We start from the raw sequence: 21,847 nt of genomic DNA, 5'->3' as shown, positions 1-21,847 counted from the left end.
AGTCACACACAGAATTTGGGCGAAGATAGAATTCTTATGCCGCCTATATGGTAATTGCGTTACCAAGACACAAAAATAATGCGCCGCAGAGGCTGCGACGCATCAAAAGACATTTGATGTGGAGACCTTTGAAACAGGGTCTCTTAGTAGTCGTCGCTTTTTTCCGGGGCTACGAGCCCTTCGATACCGGCCAGCAATTCCTCTTCCGACATGGAGTCGAAGGAGACGTTGTCGTCTGCATCGGCCTCAACAACTTCTGTCGCATCGCTATCGGCAGTAACTTGCGGGACAGCGACAGCTTCCGGCTCGTCCACTTCCACATGCTTCTGCAGCGAATGGATCAGATCCTCCTTGAGGTCGCCAGGAGACAGGGTCTCTTCCGCGATCTCCCGCAGGGCAACAACCGGATTCTTATCATTGTCGCGATCGATAGTGATCGCCGCACCTTGCGAAATCAGGCGCGCACGATGACTGGCGAGCAGAACCAGTTCAAACCGGTTCTCAACCTTGTCAACGCAATCTTCAACAGTGACGCGGGCCATGTACTGCCCCTTTCATATTTTTTTGAATTAGCGGATTAATGCGCACATAACGTGGTTGCGTGCAAAAAACAAGCAAAAGCGCTCAACACTTTGTGACGGCGTGAAGCGATCATCATGACGAAGTCACTGAATTTTGAGCACTTATGTCCAGAAACATATACAAAATTTCAACAAACCTATTGGCTTTTGGCTCGACCCGACGTACTAAATGTCCTACTTTCGTATAAGTTCAGATCAGGCTTTAATTGCCTCCCAAGCTGATTTGAAATTGAAGCTCAGATTTTTGAAATGGAACCTTATTATGTTTGACCCACGTGAAAAGATCGTCTTGTTCATTGACGGTGCAAATCTCTACGCGGCCTCCAAGGTACTCGGATTTGATATAGATTACAGGAAACTTCTCGCAGCTTTCCAGAAGCGCGGATATTTGCTGCGCGCGTATTACTATACGGCATTAGTCGAAGACCAAGAATATTCTTCAATTCGACCATTAATCGACTGGCTCGACTATAATGGATACAAGGTCGTGACCAAACCAGCGAAGGAATTCACCGATTCTGCTGGCCGCCGCAAGATCAAAGGCAATATGGACATCGAACTTGCCGTTGATGCGATGCAATTGACTGATACGGTTGACCACTTTGTCATCTTTTCCGGCGATGGCGACTTCCGCTCGCTGGTCGAAGCACTGCAGCGCAAGGGCCGCAAGGTCAGCGTCGTTTCGACGCTGTCGACGCAGCCGCCAATGATCTCCGACGAATTGCGCCGCCAGGCCGATCACTTCATCGACCTGACGTCCCTCCGTGCCGAAATCGGCCGCGAGGCGTCCGAACGGGCGCCGCGCCAGCGGGTGGAAGAAGAACAGGTCGATTATTGACCGCAAAGCGACCTCAAGAAAATGCCGCATGGAAAACTGTGCGGCATTATGCTTCGTAGTGAGCCATGAGTGCCGAACCGTCTCCCGATTGCCCGATTTGCCAACGTTTACATGGTTTTATCGCCGAGTGGCGCTTAAGGGAGCCCGGCTGGCATAATGCGCCGGTGCCGACCTTTCTTCCCGCCGGCGGCATCGATTCAGTCAGACTGCTGATCGTCGGGCTGGCACCGGGCCTGCGCGGCGCCAACCGCACGGGGCGGCCCTTCACCGGCGACTATGCCGGCGACCTCCTCTATAACACACTGAATGAATTCGGCTTTTCGCGCGGCACCTTCGCCGCCCGGCCCGACGACGGCCTCGTCCTCATCAATGCCGCCATCACCAACGCCGTGCGCTGCGTCCCGCCGGAAAACAAACCGGTTGGCGGCGAAATCAGCAATTGCCGGCGCTTCTTGACGCCGACCATCGCACAATTTGCCAATCTCCGCGCCATCGTCACGCTCGGCACGATCGCGCATCAATCGACTGTCCGGGCATTTGGCCAGCCCGTGGCCAGACACCCGTTCAGCCATGGCGGCCAGTCGGACATCGGCAATGTCCGCATCTTTTCCAGCTATCACTGCTCGCGCTACAACACCAATACCGGCCGGTTGACGACGGAAATGTTCAAGAGTGTGTTCGCCGATGTCAGGCGTTATCTTGATGATATTGCTGGATAATTTCAAATCTCCTCACTTGGATTTTCTAAGGATTGAGCAAGAGCTAAACCCAAGAAAATCCTTTCTCCCCCGCAAGGGGAGAGATAAAGCGGAGCCTAGCCGCGCTCTTTCATAAGCCGCGATTTCTCTCGGTTCCAGTCGCGCTGCTTTTCCGTCTCGCGCTTGTCGTGCAGCTTCTTGCCGCGCGCGACCGCAATCTCGAGCTTGGCCCTGCCCTGGTCGTTGAAATAGAGCTTCAGCGGCACCACGGTCATGCCCTCGCGGTCGACAGATTGCGCCAGCCGCGACATTTCCCGCTTTGAAATCAATAACTTGCGATGGCGGCGCGGCTCATGGTTGAAGCGGTTGGCCTGCAGATACTCCGGAATATAGGAGTTGATCAGCCAGAATTCGCCATGCTCGAAACTGGCATAGCTCTCGGCGATGTTCGACTGGTTGCGGCGCAGCGACTTGACCTCTGTGCCCTGCAACACGATGCCAGCCTCCAGCGTGTCGAGAATCTCGAAATTGAAGCGTGCTTTACGGTTTTCGGCAATGATCTTGCGAACCGTGATGGGTTTTGATGCAGATTTTGGCTTGTTCATAGCGCCTATATAATGCTTCCCAACCGATTTGTCAGTTGATCAGCCCCGCATGTTTCATCGCCTGGTCAATGCGCTCGGCCGTGGTAGCCTCAATGCTAACCATCGGAGAACGCAGGGCATTTTGCATCTTGCCGAGCTTGGACAGGGCATATTTCGGCCCGCTTGGGTTGGGTTCGATGAACATCGCCTTGTGCAATGGCATCAACCGGTCCTGCAGCGCCAGTGCCGCGGTGTAGTCGCCGCGCAGCGCCGCCGCCTGGAATTCCGCGCAGAGGCGCGGCGCGACATTCGACGTCACCGAGATGCAGCCATGGCCGCCATGGGCGTTGAAGCCGAGCGCCGTCGCATCCTCGCCGGAAAGCTGGATGAAGTCCTTGCCGCAGGTGATGCGCTGTTCCGAGACGCGCTCGATCTTGCCCGTCGCATCCTTGACGCCGGCTATGTTCTTGAAATCATTGGCGAGCTGACCCATCGTTTCCGGCGTCATGTCGATGATCGACCGGCCCGGAATATTGTAGATGATGATCGGCAGCGACACGGCTTCGGCAATCGCCTTGTAATGCGCATAGAGCCCGCGCTGGCTCGGCTTGTTGTAATAGGGCGTGACGACGAGAATGGCGTCGGCCCCGGCCTTCTCGGAAAACTCTGCAAGTTCAATGGCTTCGCGGGTGTTGTTCGATCCCGCACCGGCGATGACCGGCACTTTTCCGGCGGCTTCCTCGATGCAAACCTCGACCACGCGCTTGTGTTCGGCATGGGAGAGCGTCGGCGATTCACCCGTGGTACCCACCGGCACGAGACCATTGGTCCCCTCGGCGATCTGCCAGCCAACAAAGGCGCGAAAGGCTTTCTCGTCAAAGGCGCCGTCCTGATCGAAGGGCGTGACAAGAGCGGTGATTGAGCCTTTCAGCATGGGAAACTCCAAAGAACAAATGATCCTCCCCAGAACCATAGCCGGTCATGAGGTGGCGCACCATAATCATCGCGGGCGTGCGGGGCAAGTTCATTTCCCTGATGAAATTCATCAACCCGGTACATATAAACTTCCCGCCCCGGTTGATTTTCGTTGGGCAGATCCGGCATTTCTTCGGCCAGATTGGCCGGTGTTTGTGCAAGAATCGGACGGGACGCGATATTTTCAGGGGGAAAACGAACCCCTGGACGGCCCAAAAACCGCCAAACCGCCGCTTCAACGGCCTTCATCGCGATCATTAATTGAACGGCCGTTCAATTAAATTTTCATTCATATGACGGCAAACGCGCTCCACCGCACCGTTTTGCGTACCCGCGGTTACGGATTCCGGAGAAGTATCCGGAAATTTCGCGTTTTTGAGCATGAGTATAGCGAAGTATATCCGCGCGGCTCTGAAATAATACGCACTGGCTGAAATGCCTGGTGGCTTGCGTGGATGAGCCCAAGGGAAAGCGTGGACAAGGTGCAACTTGTCCACGTTTATCCCGCTGCAATCTACGCAGGGCGACCGCCCGTCGTGACAATGCTCCAGCTATCCGAATGCGTTACGCACGCTCTCCTGACGACGGCGAGCGCGCCGCTGGGCCAGCCCAGCTATAGAATGAATTCACTTGGTTGAAGGATCCCGGTAGCTTCCACCACGAAATATAAGCCCGAACCCAATATGGTAATGTCTACGAAATCCTGAGTGTTCTGCTGCTGATCAATGTCGCCTAAGGTAACTGCTTGGCGGCCGGGAGTGACAGTATCCTTATCATAAGCCGACAGGTCGATTTTATCGACACCACGGGCGAAGTCGAGAATCTCCTCAGGCTGCTCTTCAATCGAGATCAAGAGAATCCATGAAGGCGTAACGGTCGCTTCCAGCCCCGCCGGTCAAGGTATCGAATCCATGCCCGCCAACAAGCGTGTCATTGCCATCGCCACCGTTGAGCGTGTCGTTGCCGTTGAGGCCGATGAGAATGTTGCTGAGGGCATTGCCGGTGATCGTATCGTTGTAGGCCGATCCGACGACATTCTCGAAACCTCCCAGCAGCGTGTCGCCGTTGAGACCGCTCCTGGCAGCACCGCCGCCCGATGCATTCAGCGTCAGGATGACGCCAAGACCCGCACTCAACGATTCGTAGCTGACGGTATCGTTGCCGTTATCGCCGCCCCCGGCGTTGCGGGCGTCAAGGATGTCGATTCCACCGCCACCGTCGATATAGTCATCGCCATCGCCGCCTACGATGGTGTTGACGCCGGCGCCACCATAGATTTGGTCCTCGCCGGCACCGCCGAAGAGCGAATTGACCAGACCGACAGAGCTTGAATCGATCCTGTCATTGCCGCCGAGGCCATTGACAGTCACATTCAGATTTAACAAGCCGCCCGTCAGAACGATATTGTCATTACCGGCGGTTCCGTTGACGAGCGGACTGAGCGAACTGTAGCCCGGCAAATTCGGCCACGGTCCGTTGTAAACTCCCAAAAGTGTGAAATATGCGGGATCGAGTGCCATCATCATGCCCTTCCTTTAAAAGGGCTGCATGGGCCGGTGTCCTCCCTTAGGGCCTGCTACCCCTGCAACTGCAGGGTACACCATACGCCTTATATTGCGATGAAGATAGTAACGTTGTATTAAACCATATATAAGTTAGAGTATTTATTACCGAATGATATTGTAGGCAAAAAGTATTGCTTCGTTTTTTTCATGAGAAATAATTCGGATGCAGAAACAAATATTTGCGTGGAGGTCGATGCCGCGCGAGCGTGACAAGCATAAGGCTCCGAAAAACGTGGACAAGGCTGGACTTATCCACGTTTTCGCTATTTGAGACAAACATTGCCAAATTACAGAACAAAGTCTGCGGGGACGAGCGCAGCGCCATCAAGCTTCACCAGTATGGCGAATTCCGGTGTGCTGTCATCGGTCAGATCTCGCCTCTACCCGGTCATAGCCATCCCCGACATTGGCCACGACACGCAACTGACCGACACCCGTGAAGGCGCCAGTAACGAAAGTGAACGCCTGGTCGCCTCTGCCGGGAATGGCGTCGATGGCAGAGAGATCGATCTTGTCATTCTGGCCATGACTGAAATCCGCGATGTGGTCGAGCAAGCTTGGATCGGTATTGAATGGGCTATCCGACACCGCAGCGTAAACAAATGTATCGGCGCCATTTCCGCCTATTAGCGTGTCGGCACCGCCGCGTCCTTCGAGTCTATCGTTGCCTGCATTGCCGAGTGCGGCGTCGTTGCGATCGGACCCCAAAAACACATCATTATGACTGGTGAGGCTCACCTTGGATGTATTAAAGCCGTCCAGGACATCGTCGCCGCGGCCTGGTGTCCCCTTGTCGTCACTGGCACCTACGGTTATCACCAACGGATCATCGCCATTCCTTGCCGACTGCGCAAAGGGGGCAGCTGTCGCTTCCGCAAGTGTTATGGTGATACCAAAGGTCAGGGAACTGAATTCAAGCGTATTGTTGCCTGCGCCTCCATCTAACGTTCCGATGAATGTCGGGTTTTCCGGATCCGGTGAACTGCTGGCAAATGTCGCATCAGAGAATGCGAAGGTATCGCCGCCGTCGCCGCCGGAGATATTGTTAACGCCTGCGCCGACTGCAAACACATCATTGCCCGCGCCGCCGATGACCGTATCATTTCCGCCGCCGCCATCGACATTCATCGCGGTGGTCAAGGATGACCCGTCGAACGTGTCATCGCCCGCTGTTCCGGTGATTTTTTCAATCGAGACAAGCATATCGCCTTGTGCATCGCCGCTGCTACCGGTCCAGCCGCCAGCTGCGCTGGCCACGAGACTGATCGCCGCTGTGCTCGAGGAATAGTCGGCAGTGTCAAACCCGTTGCCACCATTGAGCAAGTCAGCGCCTGCGCCGCCGATCAGGATGTCGTCGCCATCCTTGCCATAGAGACTGTCATTGCCGGCAAGCCCGGCGATGGTGTTGGCGCCGTTCGTGCCCTTGAGGGTATCATTGTGGTCGGAACCAAGCAGATTCTCGAAGTTCGCGGTGATGATGTCGCCCGCGGCATCGCCGCCGCTTGCCTGTGCCATCAGACCTAGCAGTCCGGGCGTTAGATCGACATTGACGCCCGATGAAGACGTGAGATAGCTGAGCGTATCATTGCCGGCCCCGCCGGACAGAATGTCAATGCCGCCTTTTCCCTCGACATAGTCGTCGCCACCCGTGCCAAGAATGATATCGGCAAGCGCCCCGCCTTCGAGCACATGGCCTTCGGGCCCATCAATATGAATTTTCAAAAGATTGAGCAGATCTATGATGACCGACATGATTTACCCCCCTCGTCACGCTATGAAGGGCGGCCACCACGAACGGGGCCTGCTACCCCTGCAACTGCAGGGTACACCATACGCCTTATATTGCGATGAAGATAGTAACGTTGTATTAAACCATATATAAGTTAGAGTATTTATTACCGAATGACATTGCAATCAGAAAGTATTGCCTCATATTTTTCATGAGAAATAATTTGGATGCATAAGTAAATATTTGCACGATGGCGTGGCTTCGAAAGTAGACGGGCGCTGCTTCGTCATTGGCTGTGCGTCGTTCGCCGTTTGACAAGCTCACGATGGCGCAGCCTGAGAGACGACCGTCGCATGAGGAAGTTTGGCGCGACCTTGATGCCAGAAAAGAGCGGGAGGACAACAAGGCGTTTGCCTTATTGCCCTGCCCTCTGTCGCGCTTGGCCGCTCATCAAATGACTTCTATGTTTGCCAAACTAAAAGAGGCGCCGTTCTGATTGATCTGCATGAACGACCCTTCGTCCGCAAACGCGGACGCTTCACCGGTAATGAGCGTTATAGTGATAAGCCCATTCTCGACGACAACCTGGCCGCCGTCAGGTTCGACAATCAAAGTCTGATGCCCGTCCTGGGTCAGATCGCCGTCGATCGCCGACAGATCGACAATGCCACTAATGTCGTCGAAGATCGTATCGACAGAGTCCGGATCGAAATTGAACTTGAAGCGATCGGCGCCTTCGCCGCCGGTGAGCATGTCGGTCCCTGCGCCGCCAATGAGCGTGTCGTCGCCGTCACCGCCGTCGAGCTTGTCATCTCCCCCGTTGCCATTGAGAGTATCGTTGCCTGCATTGCCGAAGACGTCGTTGGCTTCGGAGTTGCCGATGAATTGATCGTCCTGGGGGGTGTTTATATTCTGGTTTATGTTGAAGTACTCATCCTGATAAAATTCATCGCCAACCGCAGCAAGGGCCAGACCCGTTGTAGAACCGAGCAGCGTCAGCGTCATCCTGCCATCGTCGTTCGTCGTCCATACCACACCGCGCGACAGATTGCTCAGATCCATCCTATTGTAGCCATCGCCGCCGTCAACCGAGCCAAGGTTCGTGGGATTGTCCGGATCAGTCGAGCCATTTGCCAGAGTATCGTCGAAGAAAGCAAACGTGTCGTTGCCTGCGTCGCCCCGCAGATCGTTCTGCCCTGTGCCCATGAGGAACAGGTCGTTGTCGTTGCCGCCGAAGACGAGATCGTTGCCCGAACCATCGTCCAGCGTATCATTGCCGTTGCCGCCATCCACGGTATCATGACCATTGCCGCCTTTGAGCGTGTCATTGCCGCCGAAGCCTTCTAGCTGGTCATAGCCATTGCCGCCGTCTTCGTCGTCGTCAAATTCAGTGCCGTCGAGGTCATCGTCGCCGTCTTTGCCCTTCAGGACACCGCCTTCCTCGGCGAGCGCCTGGAAGCCCGCGAGCGCCAGCGCCGCGCTGCCGCCGATGCTGAGCTGGTCATTGCCCTGGCCGCCGGTGATGCAGTCGCCGCCGCCACCACCATTGACGGAAAAGCCGGTCGTGCTGGCGGAGCCATCGATGACATCCGCGCCCGCCGTGCCGACGAACTTCTCGATGGAGGCGAAGCTGTCGCCCGCCGCATCGCCGCCGCTGCTGACGCCGCCGCCGAGCACGAGATGGACCGGCGCGGCGCTGGTGGAATAATCCGCCGTGTCGATGCCGGTGCCGCCGTCGAGAATATCGGCGCCCGCGCCGCCAGCGAGAATGTCATTGCCGCCCATGCCCTTCAGATGATCGTTGCCGCCAAGCCCGGCGAGGATATTGGCGAGATTGTTGCCGGTGATGGTATCGGCAAAATTCGAGCCGACGACGTTTTCGAAATTTCTGAACGAGTCGCCCTGGGCCGCGCCGCTTCCGCTGCCATTTGCGTTGGCGTTGTTGCCGAGGGTGAGGGTGACGCCCGACAGCGATTGCGCATAGCCGACCGTATCATTGCCCGCGCCGCCATCCATGGCGTCATTGCCGCCAAGACCCTGATAATGCTCATCGGCGGGAGTGCCGTTAAAGGCATCGTTGCCACTGGTTCCCATAATCGGCGGACCCTGTACGAGCCCCAGAAGCTGGAGCAGGCCATTCGGTAGATTGATGGACATGATCGTCCTCCCATGGTTGGGATGCACGGGCGGCTCTGTCTCGGGCAGCTCCCGGTTAATCGCGCAAGTTATGGCGCGATGGTTAATGCTGCGATGCGGCCGAAAGGTGTGGGGCGCCTTGCGGGGTGTGGGTGCTCCCATGACGGGAGTGCGGTCTCGTTGCGGGCGGCCTTTCAAAGGCCGTCAGGATTGGCCGAATTTGCGAAGCAGCGCCGTCCTGTGATCTCGATGAAATAGCTCAGAGGACGGCGGCGCTTTCACAGGATGAAATCAGATGCGCTCAACGACGCTGCTCCCGTCACATTAATCCTGAAATCCGCGCCCCCACCGTTGACATCACCTTCGACAAATCCGCCAACGAAGTGCAGTTGACCGGCAGCCGTCAGTGGCCCGCTGACGAAGGTGAATGTGTCATCACTTCCCCCCGTTATGGCATCGATTGCTTGCAAATCGATTTTGTCACCGCTACCGAAGACAATTAAGTCCTCCTGGATTTCGCTTAAACTCCTGAAGCGATAGGTGTCGTTCCCACCGCTGCCGTCCATTACGTCAGCTCCGCCGCCACCAACGATAACATTGTTGCCATTGTTGCCCGAAAGGAAGTCAATTCTGACTGAACCGACGAGATTCTCAAAATCATCGGTCACGGTGTCGCCTGTCGCGTCACCACTGGAGGCGAGCGTAATATTCCCATTGCCGGCAGGTGCCATATTGATCCGCACAGTTGACATGGAATTCTCGTAGCTAAGCGTATCGATGCCATTGCCGCCAGAAAGAATATCTCCGCCGCGGCCGCCTTCGATCGTGTCATTGCCATCGCCACCGTTCAGTATGTCAACGCTATCAAGACCGATGAGAACATTGTTACCGGTATCGCCGGTAATCACGTCACCGGAGGCCGAGCCGGTGACATTTTCGATCGTGCTGAGCGTATCGCCCTGTGCATCACTGCCACTGCCGCTCGCCGTTGAAAGATCGACGTTGACCCCTCCTGGCGAGGTCGAATAATCCGCCGTATCAATGCCAACGCCGCCGGTGAACGTATCCGCGCCGGCGCCGCCGACCAGAGTATCATCGCCCTCGCGACCAAACAGGAAGTCATTGCCGGCAAGGCCAATGAGAATATTGTTGCCGGTATTGCCAGTCAGCGTGTCATTGTGTCATTGAAATTCGAGCCGACGACGTTTTCGAAGCCGCCGGTGATGACGTCCACGTTGACATTGGCACCGCCGGAAACCGTGCCGCCGCCGCTGGCATTGAGCGTTACCGTGACGCCGGTGCTGGTGCCGCGCACGGGCTCGGCCGATTCATAGCTCAAGGTGTCAATGCCGAGGCCGCCATTGAGAACATCGATGCCCGGGCCACCCTCGATATAGTCGTTTCCCGGACCGCCATTGATGGTGTTGGCGCCGGACCCGCCGAAGATCTGATCGCTGTCAGCACCGCCATTGAGCACATTGACCACACCGGCGTTACGGCTGTCGATATAATCGTTGCCGCCATTGCCGAAGACAACGAGGTTAAGAATACTGCCGACGGTGATCAGATCGTTGCCGGGACCTCCGGTGGTGCCGGAGATCGGCGTCCACGGGCCGTTGTAAATTCCCAAAAGTGGGAACAATGCGGGATTGATTGCCACAACCATGCCCTCCCTCAAAAAGGGCTGCACGAGCCGGTGTCCTCCCTCAGGGCCTGCTACCCCTGCAACTATGGTCTATATGCTATACCTCTTTCGGACTAGATAAAAGCACCGCGTATAATTATTCGAAAAAAACCTGCGTAATAATTATCACCAAAAAGAATTATACTTGTGAGTATGAAGTAATTTCCGTTCGCCAACAGACAGTTGTGGCGAACAGCGCAAGCAAGACGAAAAGATGCGGGGGCAATTTCCTCTTTCACGGATTTGGCCTTCTTCGCCCAACCGGGAAATCCAGGAAAGTGGATTTACCAATTTGAACGTGCCCCGCCCTTGCGATTTCCGCCGGTTGCAGGAGAGTGAAATTGCAAATCCGATCTTTTCGGCTAACCTTTCGTTAAGAGTGCTTTCATACGTCCGCCACTATTATCTGATGATCATATCCCTGGATCGGGGGGCACCTGACGATCCGCTTCAAATAAACTGGTATCGGAATGCTGAGAACTCCTGTTTTGCGTCATGTTCTTCTTGGCCTCACGCTTGCGCTGACGGCTACGGCTGCCCACGCCCAAAATCCCGCGCCTTCGGCAGCTGTCCCGGTGCCGGGGCTGAAGCCCTTTGCCGCGACCGGGGCAAGGGTGAGCCCGGCCATGCAGGCCATCGCCCGGCCGGACCCGGTGACGACGGCGGGCATCGCCAAGACCTCGAAGCCATCGGCCATAGCCGGCAGCCTGAAAACCGGCCTCGACGCAATCGCCTCCGGCGACGTGAACCGCGCGCTCGGCATCCGCAATGGCCTGCCCGTCAATGCGCTCGACCGGCATATACTGACATGGGCGATCGGCCTTTCCAATGCGCCGGGCCTGCCGAGTTCGGAAATTGCCCATGCGGCGGCCGAACTGCCGGGCTGGCCGGGCATGGCGACTTTCCGCAATAATTCCGAGCGCGCGCTCTACAAGGAAAATCCGGCGCCTTCGGTCGTCATAAACGCTTTCGGCAATACCCCGCCGCAGACGGCGGAAGGCGTGGTCATTCTCGCGCGCGCCTATGTGGCGAGCGGCAACCCGGCACGGGCCCGCCAGATCCTCGCGCCGTTCTGGCGCACCAAGAAGCTGGATGACGGCCAGGAAGCCATGATCCTGAAGGAGTTTTCGCAGGTTATCGCCCGCGACGACCACCTGACGCGCATGCTGACCATGCTCTACGAGGGCAAGGTGAAGTCCGCCGGGCGTGTCGCCAAGCTGGCCAATGCGGATCTCGCTGTTCCAGGCATTCGCCGCCGTTTTGCAAAAATCGCCGGATGCGGCCAAGAAGCTGGCGCAGGTGGATGGCTCGTGGTCGCGCAACGCCGCCTACATCTTCGCCAAGGCGCAATATCTGCGGCGGCAGGAGAAATTCCGCGAAGCGGCGGATGTGATGGCCACGGCGCCGCGCGATGCGGCGGCGCTGGTCGATCCGGATGCGTGGTGGACCGAGCGGCGGGTGCTTTCACGCGAACTGCTCGACATTGGCGATGCCAAGCGCGCCTACCGCGTGGCAGCGATGCACAGCGCCGAGACGCCAAGCGTGGCAGCCGATGCGGAATTCCACGCCGGCTGGGTGGCGCTGCGGGCGCTGAACGATCCGAACACGGCGCAGAAGCATTTTGCGCGCATCGCCGAGATTTCATCGAAGCCGATGTCCGCCTCGCGCGCCTATTACTGGCTCGGACGCGCGGCGGAAGCCGGCGCGGCGGGAGGAGCGCGCGACTATTACGCCCGCTCCTCACGCTACGGCACCACATTCTACGGCCAGCTGGCGGCGGCAAAGCTTGGCCAGTCCGGCCTGCAGCTGCCTTACCCCAAGCCGACCGACGCCGAGCGGGCCCGTTTTGCCGGGCGCGAGGCCGTGCGGGCGATCCAGCGGCTGGAAGAGACGGGGTACGATTCACGCGCCGCGATGCTCTATACGAGCCTCGCGCAGGAGCTGGACAGCCCCGGCGAGCTGGCGCTGCTGGCGGTGATGGCGGAGCGCAAGAACAACCATTATGTCGCCCTGCGCGTCGGCAAGGCGGCGGCGCAGCGCGGCATCGATGTCGGCGCCCTGTCGCATCCGATCGGCGCCATTCCGCAAAACGCCAATATTTCCGGCTCCGGCACCGCGCTGGCCTATGCCATTGCCCGGCAGGAGAGCGAGTTCAACCCCGCTGCCGTTTCCAGCGCCGGGGCGCGCGGCCTGCTGCAGCTTTTGCCGGGCACGGCCAAGGGCGCCGCTACCCGCGCCGGCATGAGCTATTCGAAGGACCGGCTGACCACGGACGCCGCCTATAATGCGACGCTCGGCGCGAAATTCCTCGGCGAGCAGATCTCGAAATTCGATGGTTCGTATGTGCTTACCTTTGCCGGCTACAATGCCGGGCCGACGCGCGCCAATGAATGGATGACAAAATATGGCGACCCGCGCGGCAAGCCGGTGGACGAGGTCGTTGACTGGATCGAGCGCATTCCCTACACCGAGACGCGCAACTACGTGCAGCGGGTGATGGAAAATTACGAGGTCTATAAGGCCCGGCTTACCGGCAAGGCGCAGATCGAGAGCGATCTGACCTCCGGGCGGCGGGGTTGAACCGATTGGTTTGACGAGCCCCAGCCGGGAAGCGATGCCGCTTTCTCTCTCCCCTTGGGGCCCGAAGGGCGGGCGAGACCCGTGACTCGCCCCGGTAGCGATTTCAGCATCTTGACCCCTTTGCTAAATCCTTGGAAAATCCAAGTGAGGAGATAGCTCAGTGAGGCAAATCCCCTCTCTGGCGATTTCTAGCACTTGAGCGAAGAGCCAAGATGCTGAAATCGCTTTCTCTCCCTCAAGGGGAGAGATAACACTGCATCGTTGTGTCCTTTAATTTCGTCGTTTTCATATTTATTGGAGTCATACTATTGAGCGATTTTTTTAACGAGATTTTCTACGATGCGCCGGACGGCCTGAAGCTTTATGCGCGGGTGTATGAGCCGGAGCAAACGGCGGACACCCTGCTCCCAAGGGCTCTGCCAATTGTCTGCCTGCCCGGCCTGACCCGCAATACCAGAGATTTTCACGAACTGGCGCTCATCCTCGCCGGCCACCCGATAACGCCGCGCCGGGTGATCAGCTTCGATTTTCGCGGGCGCGGGCGGTCGGCATACGATCCGGACTGGTCGCACTACAATATCGGCACCGAGGCGGCCGACGTGATCGCCGGGCTCAGCCATCTTGGCATCGAACGGGCGGTATTTCTCGGCACCTCGCGCGGCGGAATGGTCACCCATATCCTCGCCGCCATCGCCCCGCAGCTGCTGGCCGGGGTGATCCTCAACGATATCGGCCCGGAGCTTGCGCCAGAGGGCCTGATGGAGATCTGCGAGAATCTGGGCAAGCGCGCGGACGGCGCGGCCCCGGAACCGAAAAACTTTGCCGAGGCCGAAGCGCTGCAGCGCGCGGCGCTGGCAGACGCCTTTCCGGCGCTGACCAATGCGGACTGGGAGCGCTCCACCCGGGCGATCTACACGGCAAGCGATGGCGGCGTGCGCCCCGACCACGACCTCAATTTGTTGAAGACGCTGGAAGGCATCGATTTTGCCCAAAAGCTGCCTGATCTTTGGGCGCAGTTCGACCTTTTCGCCGAACTGCCGCTGCTGCTCATCCGCGGCGAGAACACCAGGCTGCTGGCGAGCGGGACCGTCGCGGAAATGACCCGCCGCCACCCTGCCTTGCAAGTGATCAATGTCGCCGGACAGGGCCACGCGCCGCTGCTCGAAACCGGACAGCTGCCGGAGCTGATCGCAGCATTTGCGGCCGGAATCGATTTAAGGGTGGTGTGAGGGGCCGTGAGTTTTCAATCAGGGACTTTTATCCCGTTCGCGACGGCGAATGCAGCCCTTATCTCCCCCCTTGCGGGGGAGAAAGGATTTTCCTGGATTTAGCCTCTTCGCTAAATCCTTGGAAAATCCAAGTGAGGGGGTAGTTCAGTGAAGCAAATCCCCTCTCTGGCGATTTCTAGCACTTAGCAAAGAGGCTAAGATGCTGAAATCGCTTTCTCCCCCGCAAGGGGGGGAGATAACACCCGCAAGGGGAGAGATAAGGCGGCGTCGGTTGTGCCCTGCCACAGAAGGATTTTTCTGGAGAATTTGTCCCGGAAGATGCAAGGCCGGTGGGCAGACGAAATCCCCCTCTTCCGGGATTTCCGGCCAATCGGTTGCCTCGATCACCATTGCGAGTCCTGCAGCGCCGACTACAAAATTAGAGGATGAAGTGGTCGGCCTCGAGTCGTCCCAAAGGCAGGCCATACTTTACAAAAAAACTCAGATCCTGGATCGCGTCTCCGTTGACATCCCCAAAGACTCTAACGAGGTCACTTTCGAGGGCTGCCAATACAAGTTCACCGGCGTTACCCGAGAACCGCTCAACAAGAGTAAATGATTGATCACCGGCTAGGATTTGATTCGCATCAATCGCTGATAAATCAATCAACTCATTGCGATCTTCCGCTTGGAAGTCCTCGATACCGGGAGGCGCTTTGGGGTCGTTAAAGTCGGCAAGGCTCGTAAAGACGAAAGTATCGTCGCCGGAACCCCCGTACGATCTGGTTGGGCCAGGTCCACCGTAAATTATATCATTACCTGCCCCCCCCGAACAGTTGTTCCAGGCTATTAGGATCGCTGTTGCCGCCATAGAGAATATCATTGCCGGCATCGCCGTTTAGGATATCGTTCCCATCACCCCCGTCGAGTATGTCATCGCCGCCGCCGCCATTGAGTTTGTCATTGCCCGCCAGGCCGATGAGAACGTTTTTCTCGGCATTACCCGTTATCGTATCGGCGGAATTGGTGCCGACAACATTCTCGAAGCCACCGGCGATGACATCGAGCCCCGCATTGCTTCGACCCGGCAGGAACTGGCCGACATTGACACCGCCATTTGCGTTAAGGGTTAAGGTAATCCCTCCGCCTGTCGCCGATTCATAAGACAGGGTATCGACATCGGGATTGGCAGCGGTGCCTCCGCTTGCGCTGGGGCCGCCATTCAAGGTATCAGCTCCGCCACCGCCTACGATGTAGTCATTGCCGTTGTTGCCATTGAGAATGTTGATCCCCGCATTGCCGAAAATCTGGTCGCTGCCATCGCCGCCATTGACGATATTCAGCAGCCCGGCGCCAAGCGTTATGTGGTCGTTACCGCCATTGCCATTGACCACTCCGGCGAGACCTGTAATTTCAAGTTTGTCATTGTTCGGGCCGCCTTGCACGTTCCCTTGAACACCCGGCGGCGTCGCTGACAGTCCCCAGGGTCCATTGTAAACCTGAAGAAGATCGAAGATGGATTGTGATAAAGATGATGGCATACGCATGCCCTCCCTTTAAAAGGGATGCACGGGCCGGTGTCCCCCCGTGGGGCCTGCTACCCCTGCAACTGCAGGGTACACCATACGCCCTATGCGGCAATAGTAATAGTAACTAATTATTAAACCACCGGTAGTCGGCAGTATTTATTACCAAATGTCAAATATACCCCTAAAGCATTAAAATGTATTTCTCCAAATAAACAATTCGGCAGCAGAAACAAAAGCTTGTTCTATTGTTGAGTTTTTTGGAAAGATTTGGTGTTTTGTCTGCTTCCGGACAGTGAGAGGCGTACTCTATGGCCGATGCGGCATGCTCTCTTGCCTTGCGGGAGAGGTAAAAGTTCAGCTGCGCTTGCCGCTTCTCGCGCTTTTCGCCGGTGTCTTCGCGCCCTGGTAGCGATTTCAGCATCTTAGCACTCGCCAAGTGCTAGAAATCGCAAGAGAGGGGATTTGCCAATCGGACTACCCCCTCACTTGGATTTTCCAAGGATTTAGCGAAGAGGCTAAATCCAGGAAAATCCTTTCTCTCCCGCAAGGGGAGAGATAAGCCGGCGTTGGCTGCCGCATCGGCCACACAGAAGGATCTCCTGGAGAATTCGTCGCCAGTATGCCGGGATCGCACTCCAGGTCCGGCCGGTTACCAAACCGGGAGTGCGAAGACTCCCCGGCGAAGAATGCCGGGAAGCTTTGGGGTTAGAGGATGAAGTCGTCTACAGTCAAATGGGGTGTTCCAGAGGCAATACCCACCCTGATCATGCCAGGATGATCGTTAAAAGTGATTGTATCGGTAGAACCGTTCTGTTGAATTGATATTCCGCCTGTGCCACCTCCTATGTGGAATGCGTCATCTATGCCGGGGGTGGAAGGATCGGCATCAATTGCCGACAAATCGATGGTGCAGTTGTTGTTAAAACCGAATATATTATCAACGCCACTAAAATCGTTGAACGTCTCAAATTTGAAGACGCTGATGCCTTGGCGGCCAAATATTGGCTGCATACCATCATCGCCCTCCCCACCAATAAACACTGCTTTGCTGCCCAAGACACTAAATTGAGACAATAAGTCGTTACCCGCGCCGCCGATGAGGGTGTCAACTCCGCCAAAACCGCCATTGATGCTGTCACTACCTGCCCCACCATCGATAATATTGTTCAGTTCGTTGCCGTTCAGCGTGTCCGTGCCATTCGACCCAATCAGATTTTCGATGGAGTTGAATGTATCACCGCTTGCGTCTCCAAGGAGGTTGGGATCCCCGTTTAAGTGGGCATTCACTGACCCTCCGGAAGTCGCATAGCTGACCGTGTCGCTTCCATCGCCGCCATTGAGCACGTCCGCCCCGAGGCCCCCAACCAGCGTGTCATCGCCGCCATTGCCGTTAAGCGTGTCATTGCCGCCGAGACCGATGAGAACATTGTTGCCGGTGTAGCTGCCCAGAGGACTGTCACCATTGAGCGTGTCATTGTGATCGGAACCCACCACATTTTCGAAGCCCAGTGCGACGTCCACGCCGTCAGTGCCGGTGACGAGAGCAACTGCTCCTGCGACGAGTGTGACATTCACACCGCCGCTTGCACCGGAAAATCCGAGCGTATCTTCGCCAGCGCCGCCGGTGAGCACGTCAATGCCGGCACCGCCTTCGATATAATCATTGCCGGCGCCGCCGTTGAGAGTGTCTGTGTTAGCAAGGCCGTTCATGTAATTGCTGCCACCGCCACCTGTTGGCGGTGTATCAATGCGTGCCGTGCCGGTAAATTCTGTCACCGAACCTGTAATGTGGAGAAGTGGAAAAAGTGCGGAAATTTGTGCGGGAATAGCCATAGCCACGCCCTCCCTCTGAAAGGGATGCACGGGCCGGTGTCCCCCCGTGGGGCCTGCTACCCCTGCAACTGCAGGGTACACCATACGCCCTATGCGGCAATAGTAATAGTAACTAATTATTAAACCACCGGTAGTCGGCAGTATTTATTACCAAATGTCAAATATACCCCAAAAGCATTAAAATGTATTTCTCCAAATAAACAATTCGGCAGCAGAAACAAAAGCTTGTTCTATTGTTGAGTTTTTTTGGAAAGATTTGATATTTTGTCTGCTTCCGGACAGTGAGAGGCGTGCTCTATGGCCGATGCGGCATGCTCTCTTGCCTTGCGGGAGAGATAATCGTTCAGCTGCGCTTGCCGCTTCCCGCGCTTTTCGCAGGCGTCTTCGTCACAGGCTTCCCGGTTACAGCCTTTTTCGCCGCAACCTTCGGCTTCGCCGCGAGGGCTGACGGCTTCACCAGCGCGGCCGCCTGTTTGCCCCAGTTCTCGCGAAGCGCGCGGCCGGGAAAGCCGATCTCCTCGCTGACCCAATTGGCCTCGTCGACACTCCAGCCGGCAATCTGGTTATAGTGGAAAACGCCAAGGGCGAAGAGCTTTGTCTGGATGCCCGTGCCGATGCCTTCGATGGCGGTCAGGGCGTCGGGCTTGCCACGGCGGGCGGTCTTGATGAGCGCAGGGCGGTGATTGTCGTCCTGGCGGGGATTTTTCACGCGCTTCGCCGCCGTCGCGGCCGATTGGGCGGAGGCTTTTTCGCCGGCCTGCGCCGGTCTTTCGTTGCATCCAGGGCTTCCGGCGGAACAGGTTCCGGCGGGGGGATCATCGCAGCCGCCTCGCGTGCCGATTTGCGCACATCGTCATTGGCCGGCAGCGCTGTCAGCGATGCCAGCCGCGCATCGGCGGCGCGGGTCGAGTTTTCAGAAACGGAATCCTTTTTCGGCGAGAACCTTTTGAAAAGATTGCCTAAAAGCGCGCCGGCGAGAAAGGCCGCGGCAATGAGAAACAGCGCCTGAAGGAGAAATACTACCATCGTTCCGTATCCCGTCTCGAGCAAAAGTCAGCGCGCCATGCGGCCGGTCCGGCGTAACCCAGCCACAGTTTCAATGGCGCATACTAGCCGCCGCTCCGATCATAGGTCGACCAGCCGACATAGAAGCCAACAAGAGCAGCTATCAACAGAAAGAGCCAGAGCTGGCTGATCAGGAACCACATGATTTACTATCCGCCGCTGGTATTTACCGGCACTGCCAGTTTGATTTCACCCGCCTTGCCATTGCCTGGAATCGGCATGCGCAACGCGGCACCCAACGCATCATAGTCGGCGGAGTTTGCCGCTGTCCCGCTGATATTATAGGTCTCGCCCGAAATTTCGACTTCGCCATTGGTCAATTGCGCCGCCTGGCGCAGCGCGAAGCCGACGAGATCGAAAAAAACCCTGAGGCGCGCCGCGTGCGACGGCCATTTCGTCGAGGATTTCGATGCCGGGCATGGCGTTTTCCGCCGCCGCGAGAATCCGCGCGCGTGAATCGCCATAGGGAACGTTGCCGGAAAGCAGAATTCCATCGTCCGATTTGGTGATGGCAAACGAAAAGGGATCCGCGAGCGGCAGCAGCGTGGTCTGATCGTCGACGGCGCGGACGCCCCGCGTGTCCGCGGCAATTTTCAGCGCCGCCGCCAGGGCTTCCTCGGACGGAGCGACCCCCTTTAACGTGAGGTCGCGGCCGTCGATTTCCGCGCTTGCCCATGAATTTGCGGGTTCGAGGGCGGCATTGGCCGCTTCGGTGAGCTGCTGGTCGATCGGGTCAGTGAGAAACCATCCGGTCAGCACCGTCAACAGCGCGACGGTGATCAGGCCCGGCCAGAACCAACTCTTGTAAATGTGCATATGCTAACGGCTCTCTTCCATGCTTATCGGCTTTGCCATGTTAACTGGCATATCAACACGGCGATATGTCGTCGGTACACAAAAGTTTTGCACGGCCAGGCTGCAGGCAAAGAAAACCCGGCAGCTTGCGCTGCCGGGTCTCAATCAACCAATCCAGTAAAGGATTAGAAGTTACGCTGGAAGCGGATGATACCGCCGAATGCGTCGTCTGCTACACCACGGTCGTCGCCGAAGGAGGTGTAAGCGATTTCAGGAGTGATTACGAAACCAGGAACCAGCTCGTAAGCTACGTTCAAAGCAGCAGCAACCGTGCCTTCGTCTTCGTAAGCAACCTGGCCGTTGATCGTGGCCTTTTCGGTAACCTTGAAGGAAGCGCCACCCCAAACAGCCCAATCGCCGTTCCACGCACCGTAGAACTGTGTCGGCTCGTCGTCCTGGAAGTCAGACTGATAGCCGCCCATTACGAAAGCGGAAATCGTGTCGGTGAACTTCACGTCCAAACGCAGCTTGCCAGCGAATTCTTCTGCAAGTGCATCGTAACCAGCAACAGCGGAGATTGCGCCCCAACCCTGCTCGAACTTCGCACCAGCAACAACGTGTGGCATGTAGTCGTCAATGATGTGATCCGAGTCACCCTGTTCCAGACCGACCGTGGCAGAGAAGCCATTGCCGCCAGCAAAAGTGTAGCTGATCTGGTTTGTACGTCCGCCACCGTAATCGATGACATCATCGAAGATCACGTTACCAGCAGAACCGGTCCACGTGTCGAACTGCGAGTCCGTCACACCAACGCGGAAGCCGCCGAGTTCGATGTAGCCATGAGCGAGAGTTTCGCTCTGGTCAGCAAACGAGTCGAAATCGCCGTCGCCGTCGATGTCAGAATCTTCACGGCCTGCATCATAGTCGAAACGGGTTTCGATGTACGAACGCAGCGTGCCGAGTTCTGTTTCCGAACGAGCGTCGAAACGGAGCGTTGCACGAGTGTGCTTGCGCCAGGTCTCGCTGTCGAAGCCAGTGTAGGGATCATCGCCGGCCTGTGCGTCGTAACGCAGATAGCCGCTGATCTTCAAGCAGGTCTCGGTCCCCGGAATGTAGAAGAAGCCTGCGCCGTATGCGTCGCAAACGCGAACGTATTCAACAGGCTCTGGTTCAGCAACAACGACTGCGTCTGCAGCACGTGCGCCGGTTACTGCAACGAGGGCTGCAGCGGAGCCGAGTAGAAGGCTCTTAATGTTCATTTCTGACCTCCAGTCAAAGTTAAAAATGGGTCTGGGCATTCCAATTTGGCTGAAGGACAACCTGTCCCCATCCCCTAAGTCCAAGAAGAAATGCGATGAACGCCCTTCCTCCCGACAGACCATACTCGCCAGCGTCGGGGTTTCAACCACGAATGTCGGGTCAAGCGACTTGTGGCAGCTCTATGGCGGACCGCTGTTGCACAAATGACACGAAATCGCCGCGGGGCCTGCAATATCTTTACCACTCATTAATATAGGTAACCCGGATTTTAATAAAATCTTGTCGAGCCATGCCGGTATTGAGACTGCAAATGCCCGCAGAATCGGCCAATACACGCTGGTTCGCGACCTGCAGTCGAGATCAGAATCAATGATTTGCCACCTCTTCGAAAGGTGATTTGACATGACTTATCTTTACCTCGTTATCGCCATAGTCTGCGAAGTGGTGGCGACGTCGGCGCTCAAGCAGGCCGACGGCTTTACCAGGCTCTGGCCATCGCTGGTCTGCACGTTCGGCTATGCAGCCTCGTTCTATTTCCTGTCGATTCCCATCAAGACCATCCCCGTCGGCGTTGTCTATGCGATCTGGTCAGGCGCCGGCATTGTGCTGATTGCTGCCATTGGCTGGTTCTGGTTCAGGCAAACACTGGATTTTGCGGCGATCGCCGGCCTGACCATGATTGTGGCCGGTGTGCTCGTGGTCAATCTCTTCTCCAGCTCTGTCGGGCACTAGCGGCGCTCGAGATCCCGCCAGAACGGCTCTTTGCACACAGCCTCCAGCAGATCTT

The 21,847-nt window shown here is 56.9% G+C and carries 23 protein-coding genes and 2 pseudogenes; 5 read left to right on the top strand and 20 right to left on the bottom strand.

Going from position 1 to position 21,847, the window contains the following annotated elements; genetic code table 11:
- Positions 1–143: 143 nt before the first annotated feature.
- Positions 144–542 carry a DNA-directed RNA polymerase subunit omega gene (rpoZ, locus tag N8E89_RS13415; protein WP_106664663.1) on the bottom strand — a complete coding sequence of 133 codons (399 nt, stop codon included), beginning with the start codon at positions 540–542 and terminating at the stop codon, positions 144–146.
- 301 nt (positions 543–843) lie between these two features.
- Between rpoZ and N8E89_RS13410 the strand changes: the two genes are divergently transcribed.
- Together N8E89_RS13410 and N8E89_RS13405 are read left to right on the top strand one after the other, a co-directional pair.
- Positions 844–1,419 carry a LabA-like NYN domain-containing protein gene (locus tag N8E89_RS13410; RefSeq protein WP_106664662.1) on the top strand — a complete coding sequence of 192 codons (576 nt, stop codon included), beginning with the start codon at positions 844–846 and terminating at the stop codon, positions 1,417–1,419.
- A 65-nt stretch (positions 1,420–1,484) separates the two neighbouring features.
- Positions 1,485–2,138: a uracil-DNA glycosylase gene (locus N8E89_RS13405; RefSeq protein ID WP_112760877.1), complete on the top strand. Its 654-nt coding sequence runs from the start codon at positions 1,485–1,487 to the stop codon at positions 2,136–2,138.
- Positions 2,139–2,233: 95 nt separating this feature from the next.
- Here N8E89_RS13405 and smpB read toward each other — a convergent pair whose 3' ends face one another.
- The 10 genes and pseudogenes from smpB to N8E89_RS13360 all read right to left on the bottom strand — a co-directional run bounded on the left by smpB (position 2,234) and on the right by N8E89_RS13360 (position 10,796).
- The gene (gene smpB, locus N8E89_RS13400; RefSeq protein WP_106664658.1) at positions 2,234–2,722 is read right to left on the bottom strand and encodes an SsrA-binding protein SmpB; all 489 of its coding nucleotides are present in this window, start codon (positions 2,720–2,722) and stop codon (positions 2,234–2,236) included.
- Between the two features lie 31 nt (positions 2,723–2,753).
- Entirely contained in the window at positions 2,754–3,635 is an 882-nt protein-coding gene (gene dapA, locus N8E89_RS13395) for a 4-hydroxy-tetrahydrodipicolinate synthase (protein WP_262260182.1), read from the bottom strand.
- Positions 3,629–3,934, bottom strand: a complete 306-nt coding sequence (locus N8E89_RS13390; protein WP_112760879.1) for a hypothetical protein — start codon at positions 3,932–3,934, stop codon at positions 3,629–3,631. Before N8E89_RS13390 ends, dapA begins: the two co-directional genes overlap by 7 nt.
- A gap of 355 nt (positions 3,935–4,289) precedes the next feature.
- Positions 4,290–4,529 carry a calcium-binding protein gene (locus tag N8E89_RS13385; RefSeq protein ID WP_262260179.1) on the bottom strand — a complete coding sequence of 80 codons (240 nt, stop codon included), beginning with the start codon at positions 4,527–4,529 and terminating at the stop codon, positions 4,290–4,292.
- Positions 4,516–5,202 carry a calcium-binding protein gene (locus tag N8E89_RS13380; protein ID WP_262260177.1) on the bottom strand — a complete coding sequence of 229 codons (687 nt, stop codon included), beginning with the start codon at positions 5,200–5,202 and terminating at the stop codon, positions 4,516–4,518. The genes N8E89_RS13385 and N8E89_RS13380 overlap by 14 nt, the downstream gene beginning before the upstream one ends.
- Before the next feature lie 399 nt (positions 5,203–5,601).
- On the bottom strand, positions 5,602–6,993 hold the full coding sequence (locus N8E89_RS13375; RefSeq protein WP_262260176.1) for a calcium-binding protein: 1,392 nt from the start codon (positions 6,991–6,993) through the stop codon (positions 5,602–5,604).
- A 427-nt stretch (positions 6,994–7,420) separates the two neighbouring features.
- The gene (locus tag N8E89_RS13370; protein WP_262260175.1) at positions 7,421–9,127 is read right to left on the bottom strand and encodes a calcium-binding protein; all 1,707 of its coding nucleotides are present in this window, start codon (positions 9,125–9,127) and stop codon (positions 7,421–7,423) included.
- A 257-nt stretch (positions 9,128–9,384) separates the two neighbouring features.
- Complete coding sequence (locus tag N8E89_RS13365) at positions 9,385–10,014, bottom strand: calcium-binding protein (RefSeq protein WP_112761380.1); 630 nt, start codon at positions 10,012–10,014, stop codon at positions 9,385–9,387.
- A 174-nt stretch (positions 10,015–10,188) separates the two neighbouring features.
- Positions 10,189–10,245, bottom strand: a pseudogene (locus N8E89_RS29335) (hypothetical protein); the annotation flags it as partial.
- 26 nt (positions 10,246–10,271) lie between these two features.
- The gene (locus tag N8E89_RS13360) at positions 10,272–10,796 is read right to left on the bottom strand and encodes a calcium-binding protein (RefSeq protein ID WP_262260173.1); all 525 of its coding nucleotides are present in this window, start codon (positions 10,794–10,796) and stop codon (positions 10,272–10,274) included.
- A gap of 464 nt (positions 10,797–11,260) precedes the next feature.
- Between N8E89_RS13360 and N8E89_RS13355 the strand changes: the two are divergent.
- Positions 11,261–13,370, top strand: a pseudogene (locus tag N8E89_RS13355) (lytic transglycosylase domain-containing protein).
- A gap of 308 nt (positions 13,371–13,678) precedes the next feature.
- Positions 13,679–14,599, top strand: coding sequence for an alpha/beta fold hydrolase (locus tag N8E89_RS13350; RefSeq protein ID WP_262260171.1), 921 nt, complete (start codon positions 13,679–13,681; stop codon positions 14,597–14,599).
- A 418-nt stretch (positions 14,600–15,017) separates the two neighbouring features.
- Here N8E89_RS13350 and N8E89_RS13345 read toward each other — a convergent pair whose 3' ends face one another.
- From N8E89_RS13345 to N8E89_RS13305, 9 genes are all read right to left on the bottom strand, one after another.
- The gene (locus tag N8E89_RS13345) at positions 15,018–15,449 is read right to left on the bottom strand and encodes a M10 family metallopeptidase C-terminal domain-containing protein (protein WP_262260170.1); all 432 of its coding nucleotides are present in this window, start codon (positions 15,447–15,449) and stop codon (positions 15,018–15,020) included.
- A complete protein-coding gene (locus N8E89_RS13340; RefSeq protein ID WP_262260168.1) occupies positions 15,394–16,119 on the bottom strand; it encodes a calcium-binding protein in 726 nt (241 codons plus the stop codon). The genes N8E89_RS13345 and N8E89_RS13340 overlap by 56 nt, the downstream gene beginning before the upstream one ends.
- Before the next feature lie 169 nt (positions 16,120–16,288).
- Complete coding sequence (locus tag N8E89_RS13335; RefSeq protein WP_262260167.1) at positions 16,289–16,528, bottom strand: hypothetical protein; 240 nt, start codon at positions 16,526–16,528, stop codon at positions 16,289–16,291.
- A gap of 284 nt (positions 16,529–16,812) precedes the next feature.
- On the bottom strand, positions 16,813–17,940 hold the full coding sequence (locus N8E89_RS13330; protein WP_112761384.1) for a calcium-binding protein: 1,128 nt from the start codon (positions 17,938–17,940) through the stop codon (positions 16,813–16,815).
- A 343-nt stretch (positions 17,941–18,283) separates the two neighbouring features.
- Positions 18,284–18,649: a helix-hairpin-helix domain-containing protein gene (locus N8E89_RS13325; RefSeq protein WP_262260165.1), complete on the bottom strand. Its 366-nt coding sequence runs from the start codon at positions 18,647–18,649 to the stop codon at positions 18,284–18,286.
- Complete coding sequence (locus N8E89_RS13320; protein ID WP_262260164.1) at positions 18,646–18,966, bottom strand: hypothetical protein; 321 nt, start codon at positions 18,964–18,966, stop codon at positions 18,646–18,648. The genes N8E89_RS13325 and N8E89_RS13320 overlap by 4 nt, the downstream gene beginning before the upstream one ends.
- A 188-nt stretch (positions 18,967–19,154) precedes the next feature.
- Positions 19,155–19,325 (bottom strand): hypothetical protein, encoded by a 171-nt coding sequence (locus N8E89_RS13315; RefSeq protein WP_262260162.1) that lies wholly within the window; start codon positions 19,323–19,325, stop codon positions 19,155–19,157.
- Positions 19,285–19,821: a BON domain-containing protein gene (locus N8E89_RS13310; RefSeq protein WP_262260161.1), complete on the bottom strand. Its 537-nt coding sequence runs from the start codon at positions 19,819–19,821 to the stop codon at positions 19,285–19,287. Before N8E89_RS13310 ends, N8E89_RS13315 begins: the two co-directional genes overlap by 41 nt.
- 164 nt (positions 19,822–19,985) lie before the next feature.
- On the bottom strand, positions 19,986–21,059 hold the full coding sequence (locus N8E89_RS13305; RefSeq protein WP_262260159.1) for a porin: 1,074 nt from the start codon (positions 21,057–21,059) through the stop codon (positions 19,986–19,988).
- A 403-nt stretch (positions 21,060–21,462) separates the two neighbouring features.
- On the opposite strand from N8E89_RS13305, the gene N8E89_RS13300 reads away from it, so the two are divergent.
- Positions 21,463–21,792, top strand: coding sequence for a DMT family transporter (locus tag N8E89_RS13300; RefSeq protein WP_106667307.1), 330 nt, complete (start codon positions 21,463–21,465; stop codon positions 21,790–21,792).
- Positions 21,793–21,847 lie beyond the last annotated feature (55 nt).

The sequence above is a fragment of the Phyllobacterium sp. A18/5-2 genome (genome assembly GCF_025452215.1).
GTDB lineage: Bacteria > Pseudomonadota > Alphaproteobacteria > Rhizobiales > Rhizobiaceae > Phyllobacterium > Phyllobacterium sophorae.
This window is presented reverse-complemented; position numbering and strand designations above follow the sequence as displayed.

Excerpts from the sequence above, each read along its gene's own strand:
- N8E89_RS13320 (WP_262260164.1), bottom strand. The coding sequence starts at position 18,966 with ATGGTAGTATTTCTCCTTCAGGCGCTGTTTCTCATTGCCGCGGCCTTT.
- rpoZ (WP_106664663.1), bottom strand. The coding sequence starts at position 542 with ATGGCCCGCGTCACTGTTGAAGATTGCGTTGACAAGGTTGAGAACCGG.
- N8E89_RS13410 (WP_106664662.1), top strand. The coding sequence starts at position 844 with ATGTTTGACCCACGTGAAAAGATCGTCTTGTTCATTGACGGTGCAAAT.
- N8E89_RS13310 (WP_262260161.1), bottom strand. The coding sequence starts at position 19,821 with ATGCACATTTACAAGAGTTGGTTCTGGCCGGGCCTGATCACCGTCGCG.
- dapA (WP_262260182.1), bottom strand. The coding sequence starts at position 3,635 with ATGCTGAAAGGCTCAATCACCGCTCTTGTCACGCCCTTCGATCAGGAC.
- N8E89_RS13375 (WP_262260176.1), bottom strand. The coding sequence starts at position 6,993 with ATGTCGGTCATCATAGATCTGCTCAATCTTTTGAAAATTCATATTGAT.
- N8E89_RS13380 (WP_262260177.1), bottom strand. The coding sequence starts at position 5,202 with ATGATGATGGCACTCGATCCCGCATATTTCACACTTTTGGGAGTTTAC.
- N8E89_RS13335 (WP_262260167.1), bottom strand. The coding sequence starts at position 16,528 with ATGCTGAAATCGCTACCAGGGCGCGAAGACACCGGCGAAAAGCGCGAG.
- N8E89_RS13330 (WP_112761384.1), bottom strand. The coding sequence starts at position 17,940 with ATGGCTATTCCCGCACAAATTTCCGCACTTTTTCCACTTCTCCACATT.
- N8E89_RS13370 (WP_262260175.1), bottom strand. The coding sequence starts at position 9,127 with ATGTCCATCAATCTACCGAATGGCCTGCTCCAGCTTCTGGGGCTCGTA.
- N8E89_RS13405 (WP_112760877.1), top strand. The coding sequence starts at position 1,485 with ATGAGTGCCGAACCGTCTCCCGATTGCCCGATTTGCCAACGTTTACAT.
- N8E89_RS13300 (WP_106667307.1), top strand. The coding sequence starts at position 21,463 with ATGACTTATCTTTACCTCGTTATCGCCATAGTCTGCGAAGTGGTGGCG.
- N8E89_RS13340 (WP_262260168.1), bottom strand. The coding sequence starts at position 16,119 with ATGCCATCATCTTTATCACAATCCATCTTCGATCTTCTTCAGGTTTAC.
- N8E89_RS13390 (WP_112760879.1), bottom strand. The coding sequence starts at position 3,934 with ATGATCGCGATGAAGGCCGTTGAAGCGGCGGTTTGGCGGTTTTTGGGC.
- N8E89_RS13345 (WP_262260170.1), bottom strand. The coding sequence starts at position 15,449 with ATGGCGGCAACAGCGATCCTAATAGCCTGGAACAACTGTTCGGGGGGG.
- smpB (WP_106664658.1), bottom strand. The coding sequence starts at position 2,722 with ATGAACAAGCCAAAATCTGCATCAAAACCCATCACGGTTCGCAAGATC.
- N8E89_RS13305 (WP_262260159.1), bottom strand. The coding sequence starts at position 21,059 with ATGAACATTAAGAGCCTTCTACTCGGCTCCGCTGCAGCCCTCGTTGCA.